Source organism: Halomonas sp. PR-M31 (assembly GCF_001039575.1).
Taxonomy (GTDB): domain Bacteria; phylum Pseudomonadota; class Gammaproteobacteria; order Pseudomonadales; family Halomonadaceae; genus Modicisalibacter.
The window spans coordinates 1-10,902 of record NZ_JIBT01000091.1; the positions used below are offsets into that span (position 1 = coordinate 1).

Annotated in this window: 12 protein-coding genes; 10 read left to right on the forward strand and 2 right to left on the reverse strand. The window is 56.5% G+C overall.

Translation table 11 applies throughout. The features are described from left to right. Positions 1-104 precede the first annotated feature (104 nt). From CH74_RS17430 to trpC, 10 genes are all read left to right on the forward strand, one after another. Positions 105-941, forward strand: a complete 837-nt coding sequence (locus CH74_RS17430; protein ID WP_253273116.1) for an aspartyl/asparaginyl beta-hydroxylase domain-containing protein — start codon at positions 105-107, stop codon at positions 939-941. Between the two features lie 98 nt (positions 942-1,039). Continuing rightward, entirely contained in the window at positions 1,040-1,750 is a 711-nt protein-coding gene (locus tag CH74_RS17435) for a gluconate 2-dehydrogenase subunit 3 family protein (protein ID WP_082140491.1), read from the forward strand. A gap of 40 nt (positions 1,751-1,790) precedes the next feature. After that, on the forward strand, positions 1,791-3,131 hold the full coding sequence (locus CH74_RS17440; protein WP_156181577.1) for a cytochrome c: 1,341 nt from the start codon (positions 1,791-1,793) through the stop codon (positions 3,129-3,131). Between the two features lie 99 nt (positions 3,132-3,230). Then, positions 3,231-3,926 (forward strand): ribulose-phosphate 3-epimerase, encoded by a 696-nt coding sequence (gene rpe, locus CH74_RS17445; protein ID WP_048308815.1) that lies wholly within the window; start codon positions 3,231-3,233, stop codon positions 3,924-3,926. Further along, the gene (locus CH74_RS17450) at positions 3,923-4,225 is read left to right on the forward strand and encodes a GIY-YIG nuclease family protein (RefSeq protein WP_048308816.1); all 303 of its coding nucleotides are present in this window, start codon (positions 3,923-3,925) and stop codon (positions 4,223-4,225) included. The genes rpe and CH74_RS17450 overlap by 4 nt, the downstream gene beginning before the upstream one ends. Positions 4,226-4,276: 51 nt before the next feature. Next, entirely contained in the window at positions 4,277-4,942 is a 666-nt protein-coding gene (locus CH74_RS17455; RefSeq protein ID WP_048308817.1) for a phosphoglycolate phosphatase, read from the forward strand. Positions 4,943-5,214: 272 nt separating this feature from the next. Further along, entirely contained in the window at positions 5,215-6,714 is a 1,500-nt protein-coding gene (gene trpE / locus CH74_RS17460) for an anthranilate synthase component I (protein WP_048308821.1), read from the forward strand. Between the two features lie 58 nt (positions 6,715-6,772). Then, positions 6,773-7,363: an aminodeoxychorismate/anthranilate synthase component II gene (locus tag CH74_RS17465; protein WP_048308818.1), complete on the forward strand. Its 591-nt coding sequence runs from the start codon at positions 6,773-6,775 to the stop codon at positions 7,361-7,363. A gap of 63 nt (positions 7,364-7,426) precedes the next feature. Next, entirely contained in the window at positions 7,427-8,449 is a 1,023-nt protein-coding gene (gene trpD / locus CH74_RS17470) for an anthranilate phosphoribosyltransferase (protein WP_048308819.1), read from the forward strand. Between the two features lie 94 nt (positions 8,450-8,543). Continuing rightward, positions 8,544-9,350, forward strand: a complete 807-nt coding sequence (trpC, locus tag CH74_RS17475; protein ID WP_048308820.1) for an indole-3-glycerol phosphate synthase TrpC — start codon at positions 8,544-8,546, stop codon at positions 9,348-9,350. Between the two features lie 197 nt (positions 9,351-9,547). Here trpC and CH74_RS19755 read toward each other — a convergent pair whose 3' ends face one another. Both CH74_RS19755 and CH74_RS17480 read right to left on the reverse strand, forming a co-directional pair. Continuing rightward, positions 9,548-9,820 carry a hypothetical protein gene (locus CH74_RS19755; RefSeq protein WP_053070821.1) on the reverse strand — a complete coding sequence of 91 codons (273 nt, stop codon included), beginning with the start codon at positions 9,818-9,820 and terminating at the stop codon, positions 9,548-9,550. Continuing rightward, a partial coding sequence (locus tag CH74_RS17480) for a sodium:proton antiporter (RefSeq protein WP_253273117.1) occupies positions 9,775-10,902 on the reverse strand: 1,128 nt, incomplete at its 5' end. The genes CH74_RS17480 and CH74_RS19755, both read right to left, overlap by 46 nt.

The following is a 10,902-nucleotide window of genomic DNA, read 5'->3' on the forward strand; positions in this document are numbered from 1 at the left end:
ACAAATAGAATATGACTGAATATCGAGGAGGTGAGCCTGCAATGGGACTAATCATTTTAGCCATATTCGTTTCTTGCGCCGTTTATATTCAGAATCGTGGCAATATGCAGCATAAAAGACTGTCACGCAAAATCACGGATCACTCTAATTTTCTGGGTCCGGTCAACTGCTTGTTTTATGCGTTTTCTGCCGTAGGAAACAGGCCTTTCATAGAAACCAGAAAATTCCCCGAGCTTGATATCTTCGAGAATCACTGGCGAGAAATTCGCGATGAAGCACTAGCGCTCAATGCGCAGACACATATCAAGGCCTCGGATGAACTCGACGACATTGGCTTCAATTCCTTTTTCAAAACCGGCTGGAAACGCTTTTATCTGAAATGGTATGGGGCCAGTCTGCCATCTGCCAATGAGCTGTGTCCGCGTACGGTGTTGCTGATCAACCGCATGCCTCAAGTCAAGGGTGCCATGTTCGCCATGCTTCCGCCGGGAGCAAAGCTGGTCAAGCACCGCGATCCTTACGCGGGCTCTCTGCGTTATCACATGGGGCTGGACACCCCCAACTCGGATGATTGCTATATCTGTGTCGATGGCGAGAACTACTCTTGGCGCGACGGCGAAGCAGTGATGTTCGATGAAACCTATCTGCACTACGCTGCCAACAATACCGACACCAATCGCATCATTTTATTTCTAGATATAAAACGTCCGGTGACTTTCGCGCCGGTGGACTGGTTCAATCGGCTCTTTTCAAGAATCGTGCTGGCCGCCTCAGCGACCAAGAATACCGAGGGTGACAAAGTGGGGCTGCTCAACCGCATGTTTGGTGGTATTCAAAAAGTGCGCATGCAGGGTAAGAAATTGAAACGTTACAACAAAACGCTTTATTACGTCGCACAGTACCTGCTTTATGCGCTGCTTATTTACTGGATATTTTTCTGAAAGGCGACTGTGAACGGCCACAATAATTACAGCTATCAGCAAGAATTCTAATAAACGGCATGTGACTGAAGTTAAAAAAAGAGATGGAGGAAATAGCCATGGATAAGCCACTCAAGAACGAGTCCCGTCGTCGTTTCATGCAGGGCTCTTTGCTGATGATCCCTGCGGTGACCGTTGGCAGCGGTGTATCGCTTACCGCGGAGGCCGCAGAGTCACCTGTCAACCTATCCGAGTATCAGCCGGTATTCTTCAAACCGGAGGAATGGAAATTCATCTTGGCCGCCTGTGATCGTTTGATTCCCTCGGATGGCAACGGCCCGGGTGCTCTGGAAACCAACGTGCCGGTCTTTATCGACAAGCAGATGGATGGCGACTTCGGCAACGCTGCGGACTGGTACATGAAGCCGCCATTCGTTACGGACGCGCCGCCGGAGCTTGGCTACCAGTCGTCGTTGACTCCGAATCAGGTCTATCGTAAAGGCATCGCCGCCACTAATGCACACTGCCAGAACGAGCAGGGCAAAAATTTTGCCGGACTGGAAAAGCAGCAACAGGACGACGTTCTGACCCAACTTGAAAAGGGCAAGCTGGACTTCGACGATGTCTCTGCGAGCCAGTTCTTCGAATTTCTACTGCAGAACACCAAGGAAGGTTACTTCGCCGATCCCATCCATGGGGGTAACAAGCACATGCTGGCCTGGCAGTTTATCGGCTTTCCCGGTGCCCGTGCCGCTTATTTGGAGTGGGTGGATCAGCATGACGAGCCTTACCCATTGGGGCCGGTCAGTCTCACTGGGGAGAGGGCGTAAAAGCTGTTTAAGTGCTCAATGCATGGATAGGAAAGCTATCATGAAATTTATACCGTTACCTTTTGCAGTTTTGGGCTGTAGCCTTTTCCTCTTTACCATAGAGGCAAACGCTGCGAGCCAGACGCAGATCGACCGGGGTGAATATCTTGCCCGCATTGGCGACTGCACCGGCTGTCATACTACCGAGGATGGCCAGTCGTTTGCCGGCGGACTGGGAATTGACAGCCCTTTCGGCACCATCTATTCGAGCAACATCACCCCGGACAAGCAGACCGGCATCGGCAATTACAGCCGAGATGATTTCGCCGCGGCACTGCGGGAAGGCTCGCTCCCGGATGGTACGCACCTCTACCCGGCCATGCCTTATACCGCCTATGCCAAAGTGACCGACGAGGATATCGACGCGCTGTACGCCTACTTCATGGAAGGCGTGGAGCCGGTGGACAACGAGCCTGAAAAGACGGATTTGAGCTTTCCCTTCAATCAGCGTTGGGGTATCGGGCTGTGGGATTGGATGTTCGCAACGGCGGATACCTACGAGCCGAATCCAGATCAGAGCGAACAGTACAATCGCGGCGCCTATCTGGTCGAGGGGCTGGGGCACTGCGGCAGCTGCCATACGCCTCGAGGCTTGTTCTTCCAGCAGAAGGCCTATGGCGCGGGTGACGATCACTTTTTGACCGGACAGACCCTGGGTGTCTGGTATGCGCCCAATCTTCGCGGTGGCGGCGAGGGGGATCAAGGGCTTCAAGGCTGGAGCGAGAAAGATATCGCCAACTATCTGGCCACGGGACGCAACGTGCATAGCGGCGTTGTGGGGGAAATGATCTCTGTGGTTCAGCACAGCCTGTCTCATCTCAAGGATGAGGATTTGACTTCTATCGCCGTCTATTTGAAGTCGTTGCCCCGTAGCACTGAAGCGCCTTCGGATGATGAAGCACCCTCAGTCCAGGACAAGACCGATGAAAATAAAGATACCAGCGCGACCCTTGCCAGTGCCAAGGTGGATATCGATTCCGGCGAGCGACTGTATCTGGATAACTGCAACGCTTGCCATTTCACCAATGGCAAAGGGGCGTCCTGGGTATTCCCGGCGCTGAAAGGCAACTCCCTGGTTGTTGCAGAGAATCCGGATGGCTTGCTGCATGTGATACTGGCCGGAGCCCAGATGCCCTCTACCCCCAAAGCGCCGGCAAAACTCGCCATGCCGGGCTTTGGCTGGCGGCTCTCGGATAAAGAGGTTGCTGATTTGGCGACCTTCGTGCGCAGCGGCTGGGGCAACGATGGCGATTCAGTAACGGCGGACCAGGTTGCTGAAGTACGCAAGGGCATTCCCGAAAAAGTCTTGCGTGATAGCGCGCCGAACATGGTGAAAGAGTGATGCTTTTACTTTGATGTCGCGCCGTTTCAGACGGCGCGTTTTTCTTTTGTTTGCCGTGCTCTAGAATACTGGCACTTTTCGACGATCCCTGGTCCGCTCATGTCCGACTTCAAGATTGCTCCTTCGATTCTTTCCGCAAACTTCGCCTGTCTGGGCCAGGAAGTTGATGACGTGCTAGCCTCCGGTGCGGATATCGTGCATTTCGATGTAATGGACAACCACTACGTGCCCAACCTGACGATTGGCCCGATGGTGTGTCAGGCGCTACGCAAGCATGGCGTAATCGCGCCTATCGACGTTCATTTGATGGTCAAGCCGGTGGATCGCATGATTGGTGAGTTCATTGACGCTGGAGCCAGTTACATCACATTTCATCCGGAGGCGTCGGAGCATATCGACCGCTCTCTGCAGCTGATCAAGGATGGCGGCTGCAAGGCGGGGCTAGTATTCAATCCTGCGACGCCGCTTGCGTATCTCGACCATGTGATGGACAAGCTCGACATGATTCTGTTGATGAGCGTTAATCCAGGGTTCGGCGGTCAATCCTTCATTCCCGGCACGCTGGACAAGCTGCGTCAGACCCGGGAGCGTATCGATGCGTCAGGGCGTGCCATTCGTCTGGAAGTCGATGGCGGCGTCAAGGTCGACAACATTGTCGAGGTCGCCGGGGCCGGGGCGGATACCTTCGTTGCCGGTTCCGCGGTGTTCAAGGCGCGTCGCGAAGAAGATGCCCATCGTTATGACAGTGTGATTCAAGCGTTTCGTGATGCGTTGGCCAAGACAGCGACGCCATGACCCTACTTGATGAACGGCAAGCCAGCGAACAGGACGCGCGTCGTTGGTATCTTTATGTGCTCGAGACCGCTCGTGGCGCGCTTTATACCGGTATCACCACGGATGTGGCCCGACGTTTCGAGGAGCATCAAACGAGCAAGCGGGGAGCGCGTTCCCTGCGTGGGAAGGGGCCGCTGCGTTTGCTGCATCAACAGCCTTTGGGTAGTCATAGCGAAGCGTTGAAGCTGGAAGCTTGGCTCAAGAAGCAGCCTGCGCCGGCCAAGCGTGCCTGGCTTGAAGGCCAGGGCGCTTCGAGCTGAATCCTTTTCTCGTCATCAAACCTTTCATCTACTCGATCTTGCTGGAGTCCTATGCATTCATGTCTTGAGGGAATTCGTCTTGTCGCCTTCGATCTGGATGGCACTCTGATCGACTCCGTGCCCGACCTGGCTGCCGCAGTGGATGTCATGCTCATCGAGCGGGAGTTGGCGCCCGCGGGCGCTGCGCTGGTACGAGACTGGGTGGGTAACGGTTCGCGCAAGCTGATCGAGCGGGCGCTACGCTATGCAACCGGCAGCGTGCCTGACGAGTCGACGCTAGATACAGCGCATACCGCCTTTCTGGAACACTACGCTCGCGCCCCGCATACGCGCACTCGGGTTTACCCTAGGGTGAAGGAAGCGCTGGCGGCATTGAAGCAACAGGGTCTCATTTTGGTGTTGGTAACCAACAAGCCTCACGCCTTCGTTGCACCGATTCTCGACGCCTTTGACCTGGCAGATTATTTCGAGCTGACCTTGGGCGGCGATTCCCTGGCGCAAAAGAAACCCGATCCCGCGCCTTTGCTCTACATGGCCAATCAATTCGGCGTTCCGGGGGAGCAGTGCCTGATGATTGGGGATTCTCGCCACGATATGGAAGCCGGCAAGCGAGCCGGTTTCCGCACCCTTGCGGTTCCTTACGGCTATAATCATGGCGAGCCGATCATCGCTAGCAAACCCGATCTGATAGTTGAATCCCTTGGAGAACTCGTTTAGGGTTGTTGAATTATGCTATAAACAGCCGAAAATCAATAAGATTCAGCAATAACGGACTATTCATGATGCTGGATATCTTTCCTTTCTCTCGGGTCTTTCTATACAGCCTAAACAGCGCCACATCCTATCGTAATGCGCCCCTTCGGGACGTCAAACGCTGGCGATGGTGACGCGCGGGTGATCGTCATATCGATCATTACTTGACCCAATGGCACTGATACGTCTGTCGACTTAACCTGTCTCGACCCATCCTGAAGGAATAGCCGGGCATGATGACTCTCGAACGCTTCGCCGAACTGGCGCAGGCCGGTTTCAATCGCATTCCGATTACCCGTGATGTATTGGCGGATCTCGATACGCCGCTCTCCACTTACCTCAAGCTGGCGGATGCCCCTTGGACTTTTCTGCTCGAGTCCGTTCAGGGCGGCGAGAAGTGGGGCCGCTATTCCATCATTGGCTTGCCCTGTCGGCAGCGCATCGAAGTGCGCGGCAACGAAGTGCGCCATATCGTCGATGGGGAACAGTCCGGCATCACCCAAGTGGACGATCCGCTGCTCTGGATCGAGCAGTTCCAGACCCGCTTCAAGGTACCTCAGTTCGATGATCAACCCCGCTTCGATGGCGGGCTGGTTGGGTATTTCGGCTACGACACCATTCGCTACATCGAGCCGCGCCTGCGTAGCCAGGAGGCGCAGGAAAAGCCTGACCCCATCGGGGTGCCGGATATCCTCTTGATGGTCAGCGACGAATTCGTCGTGTTCGACAACCTCTCTGGCAAATTGACCCTGTGGACCCATGCAGACCCCTATGAGAAGGAGGCTTATGAACGGGCGGTTCATCGTCTGGAGCTGCTTGAAGTCGAGCTTCGCGCCGCAACTCTGAACTTCGCGAGTCCCGGGACCGGCGAAGGCGATGTGGAAGAAGGTCATTTTACACCGGGGTTCACCGAGGAGCGCTTCAAGGGCGTAGTCACTACCATCAAGGAGTATGTGCTGGCCGGAGATATCATGCAGTGCGTGCCGTCTCAGCGCATGTCGATTCCCTTCAAGGCGCCGCCGCTGGATCTCTATCGTGCGCTGCGCAGCCTCAACCCCTCGCCCTACATGTTCTTTCTCAATCTCGACGATCATCAGGTGGTGGGCTCGTCTCCGGAAATCCTGACCCGGCTCGAGAACGGCGAAGTCTCGGTGCGCCCACTAGCCGGTACGCGCAAGCGCGGGCGTAACGAGGAAGAGGATCAGGCGCTGGAAGCGGAGCTGCTTGCGGACCCTAAGGAGATCGCCGAGCACGTCATGCTGATCGACCTGGGGCGCAATGACGTAGGGCGGATCTGCGAGGCGGGCTCCGTCAAGGTCACGGATCGCATGACCATCGAGCGCTACTCCCATGTCATGCATATCGTCTCCAACGTGACAGGGCGCCTGTCACCGGGCTTCTCCGCCATTGACGTGCTGCGGGCGACCTTTCCCGCTGGCACGCTTTCCGGAGCACCCAAGATCCGTGCCATGCAGATCATCGACGAGCTGGAACCGGTCAAACGCGGCATCTACTCCGGGGCGGTAGGGTATCTTTCCTGGCACGGCAATATGGATACCGCTATCGCTATTCGTACTGCCGTGATAAAGGACGGGCAGCTGCACGTTCAGGCAGGGGCCGGCATCGTGGCGGACTCGGTGCCGGAAATGGAGTGGCAGGAGACCCTGAACAAGGGGCGTGCCCTGTTTCGCGCCGTGGCCATGGCGGAGCGCGGCCTGGACAACCTCGAACCCTGATCTGCAACCTTGATTTCTGCTCATGGAGATATTCATGGGCGTGCCGGAGTAAGTGCTGATGTCAGTGCTAATGATCGACAACTACGACAGTTTTACCTTCAACGTGGTCCAGTACCTGGCGGAACTGGGAGCCGTGGTCGAGACCTATCGTAACGACGCCTTGAGTCTTGCAGATATCGAGGCGCTGACGCCAAGCCATATCGTGATTTCCCCGGGCCCCTGTACGCCCAACGAGGCGGGGATTTCCCTGGATGTGATCCGCCATTTCGCCGGCAAGCTGCCGATCCTGGGGGTGTGTCTGGGTCATCAGGCGATTGGACAGGTATTCGGCGGCAAGGTCGTGCGGGCGCCTCAGGTAATGCACGGCAAGACGTCTTTGGTGCAGCATCGTGGCGACGGGGTGTTCACTGGATTGGAAAACCCCTTGGAAGTGACCCGCTATCACTCATTGATCGTCGATGCCAAGAGCCTGCCAGAAGAACTCGAAGTCACCGCCTGGACCGGCGACGACGATGTCACACCTGGGGTGATCATGGGTCTGCGTCATCGCAGCCTGGATATCGAAGGCGTTCAGTTTCATCCGGAGTCGATATTGACGCGCCAGGGGCACGAACTGTTGGGCAATTTCCTCGAACGTTCTCGTCCTTAATCGTAAACAACCAATTATACCGTTATCTTATGCTGTAATCATTGCAGCAATGAGGAGCCCGCCATGCAAATGCGAGAAGCAATCGACGCCGTAATGCGCAGTCGCGATTTGAATTACGACGATACTCATGCCGTGATGCGACACGTCATGACGGGCAATGCCACGGATGCCCAGATCGGTGGTTTTCTGATCGGCCTGTCAATGAAAGGCGAGACGGTAGAGGAGGTCGCGGCAGCGGCCCAGGTCATGCGGGAGTTGATGACCCCGGTCAATGTCCCCCTGAATGATCTGGTAGATATTGTGGGTACCGGCGGCGACGGCGCGAATCTGTTCAATGTCTCTACCGCCTCGAGCTTCGTGGTAGCTGCCGCCGGTGGCCATGTGGCTAAGCATGGCAATCGCAGCGTGTCCTCTTCTTCCGGGAGCGCCGATCTGTTCGACGTGGCCGGCATCAAGCTCGATCTCACCCCGGATCAGGTAGCACGCTGCATCGAGCAGGTGGGGGTGGGGTTCATGTTCGCCCCCATGCATCATCCCGCCATGCGCTATGCTATCAATGCCCGGCGGGAGATGGGGGTGCGCACCGTGTTCAATATTCTCGGGCCGCTCACCAACCCTGCGGGTGCCCAGCATCAGTTGCTGGGCGTCTATCAGCCTAGCCTGGTGCCCTTGATGGCGGAAGTGCTGGGGCTTCTAGGCAGTCATCATGTGTTGGTGGTACATGCCGAGGATGGTCTTGACGAGATTTCCCTGGCGGCTCCGACGCATGTTGCCGAGCTGCGCGAAGGGGTGGTCGAACGCTATGTCATCACCCCGGAAGAGCTTGGGATAGAACGCCAACCCCTCGATTCGCTCAAGGCGCTGACGTCCGAAGACAGCCTGCGACTGGTCAAGGAGGCCTTGGTGGGCGAGGGCGCTGCAGCGGATATCGTGGCGCTGAACGCTGGGGCGGCGCTGTATGCGGCGGATATTGCCGATAGCATCAAGGAAGGCGTGGCCCTGGCCCAGGACGCCATGGCATCAAAACTTGCCCTTGAAAAAATGAAAGAGCTTACAGACTTCAGTCGCGTATTCAGTGATCAATGAGCAGCGATCGCCGGACTACACTCTTATAGATACCCAGATCGTCTATCGCTAAGCGTTAGTCCATGGACCACAGAAACGTAAAGGAAGGCGTGCCATGACCCTATCCAACGATTTGCCCACCGTTCTGGCCAAGATATTGGCGCGCAAGGACGAAGAGGTAGCCGAGCGCCGTGCTCGGGTCCCGGAAGCGACGCTCATGGAACAGGCAGGTGAGCAAGGCGCTCCTCGAGGGTTCATCAATGCCTTGAATCGCACCATCGAAGAGGGCGACCCGGCGGTGATTGCGGAAATCAAGAAGGCCTCACCTTCCCGCGGCGTCATTCGCGAGGATTTCAACCCGGCGGCGATCGCCAAAGCCTATGCAGAGTCCGGGGCCAGCTGTTTATCGGTATTGACCGATGCGGACTTTTTCCAGGGCCACGAAGACTATTTGATGGAGGCTCGCAGTGCCTGTGAACTGCCGGTGATTCGCAAGGATTTCATCGTCCACGACTATCAGGTCGTCGAGGCCCGGGCCATTGGCGCGGACTGCATTCTGCTCATCGTTGCCGCCTTGGACGATGCGCGAATGAAGGATCTGCATCAGCAGGCCGGCGAGCTAGGGATGGACGTACTGGTAGAAGTTCACAATGCCCTGGAACTGGAGCGTGCCCTGACCCTCGATCTCGAGCTTGTGGGTATCAACAATCGAGACCTGCATAGTTTCGACACTACTCTGGACACCACCTTTCAGCTGCTTTCCCGGGTTCCTGAAGGCGTAACGGTCATTACCGAATCGGGTATCAATACCCGTGGCGACGTTGAGCATATGCTTGAATATGGCGTGAATGGCTTCCTGGTCGGGGAAGCCTTCATGCGTGAGCAGGATCCGGGGGCGGCCTTGCGGCGCATGTTCTTTTAAGAGCCCATCCACGATCTACTGCACTCGGCAATACGGCGTTGAAATTGATCTGGTGCGCCAGCCCGGTCAAAATACTCATTTACACCAGTAAACTCGAGCGCGAGCCCGGTCCTTTCTTCGATCAATGTCGCCTTAACTCCGCGTCCCGGTCTGGCCTTCGTTCGTAACGATCGTGAATAGACTCTATGTGTTCTTGCTTACGCGTACTCTTCGCGTCCAAGCAGGGGCGATTCCGGATAGACCAGGCTGATCAGGGTTTCGCCAGGCTGAGGATCGAGAGGAATCTCGCTGTTGGCTACCCGAATACGCCCGTTGGCATCGATGCAAAAGAGCGCCATGAGCTTGTCATCGTGCAGTTCGCAATACTGCTCCAGATCAACCTCGTCATGCAGATGGGCGCTGCGAAGCTCGGCGCCTTGCTTGATCAGTTCATGCAGCCGAGCGTAGGTGGCATTTTCCTCGAACAGCACCGGCAAGTGCCTACGGCCTGATCCCGATAGTGGCGATCACTGCGCTCGCGTGTTTCCGCCAGTTGAAAGACTTTGCCGTAGGCGAACTCATTGGCGTAATACAGCGCCGCCAGGTTGTTGAGCTCCCGGTAGGGCGACAGCGGCAGCAGATGGCCGATACCGGTCAAGTCCATGTGCTGTTCTGCATGACGGGAAAGAAGATTGCCATAATAGACTGGTAGACCTGCCATGCGCGCTGTATGGATCGCTTCCCAGTCCGTATCCGCAAGGCGTACCAGAAAACCTGCCTGCTGCAGTTCAAGACCGATGATTCGTGCGACCGGATTGGCACCCAGAATCAGAAATCCGGAGGGTGGCGGTTCCACGACCTTGAGCATTCGCGCAATGGGGCGCGAAAGCAGACTTTGTACCACGACGGTGCTGATAATGGTCACAAAGGCGATCGGCACCAGCATCTCCGCACCGGCAACGCCTAGTTCCTCGAGCTTGATAGCGAACAGCGATGCCACCGCGGCGGCGACGATGCCCCGGGGCGAAAGCCAGGCAAGCAGGGCTTTTTCTCGCCATTCGAGATTGCTGGTCAAGGTGCAAAGCCAGACCACCAATGGTCGTCCTACCCATACCAGCGCCCCTAGAAACCCCCAGGCCGGCCAGGACAGCAGCGCCAATTGCTCCACTGTCAATCTTGCCGCGAGCAGAATGAAAAGCCCTGAGATCAGCAGAATCGTCAGGGTTTCCTTGAATTCCAGAATCTCGTCGGTAGGCACGCCACGCATGTTGGCAAGCCAGATGCCCATCACCGTGACGGTCAAAAGCCCTGACTCATGAAACAGCACATCCGAGGTGGTGAAGAGCGTAAACACCATCATCAGGGTGCCAAAACTGTGCAAGCGCGGCGGCAGCCAGCGTCGGCGCAGTATCTGTCCCCAGGCATAGCCGCCCAGGCTGCCCAGGCCAAAACCGATGGCAAGCGTCTTGCCGAACAGCAACAGGGTGTGCAGGGCGGCGCCGTTAGTAGCTCCTTGAGAATAGCCCAAGGCCACGAATTCGTAGACCAGTACGGCGCCGATCGCCCCGATCGG

Coding starts and splice junctions, on each gene's coding strand:
- trpE (WP_048308821.1), top strand. CDS start 5,215: ATGACTCTCGAACGCTTCGCCGAACTGGCGCAGGCCGGTTTCAATCGC.
- CH74_RS17430 (WP_253273116.1), top strand. CDS start 105: ATGCAGCATAAAAGACTGTCACGCAAAATCACGGATCACTCTAATTTT.
- CH74_RS17450 (WP_048308816.1), top strand. CDS start 3,923: ATGACCCTACTTGATGAACGGCAAGCCAGCGAACAGGACGCGCGTCGT.
- CH74_RS17435 (WP_082140491.1), top strand. CDS start 1,040: ATGGATAAGCCACTCAAGAACGAGTCCCGTCGTCGTTTCATGCAGGGC.
- trpD (WP_048308819.1), top strand. CDS start 7,427: ATGCAAATGCGAGAAGCAATCGACGCCGTAATGCGCAGTCGCGATTTG.
- CH74_RS17440 (WP_156181577.1), top strand. CDS start 1,791: ATGAAATTTATACCGTTACCTTTTGCAGTTTTGGGCTGTAGCCTTTTC.
- trpC (WP_048308820.1), top strand. CDS start 8,544: ATGACCCTATCCAACGATTTGCCCACCGTTCTGGCCAAGATATTGGCG.
- CH74_RS17455 (WP_048308817.1), top strand. CDS start 4,277: ATGCATTCATGTCTTGAGGGAATTCGTCTTGTCGCCTTCGATCTGGAT.
- rpe (WP_048308815.1), top strand. CDS start 3,231: ATGTCCGACTTCAAGATTGCTCCTTCGATTCTTTCCGCAAACTTCGCC.
- CH74_RS17465 (WP_048308818.1), top strand. CDS start 6,773: ATGTCAGTGCTAATGATCGACAACTACGACAGTTTTACCTTCAACGTG.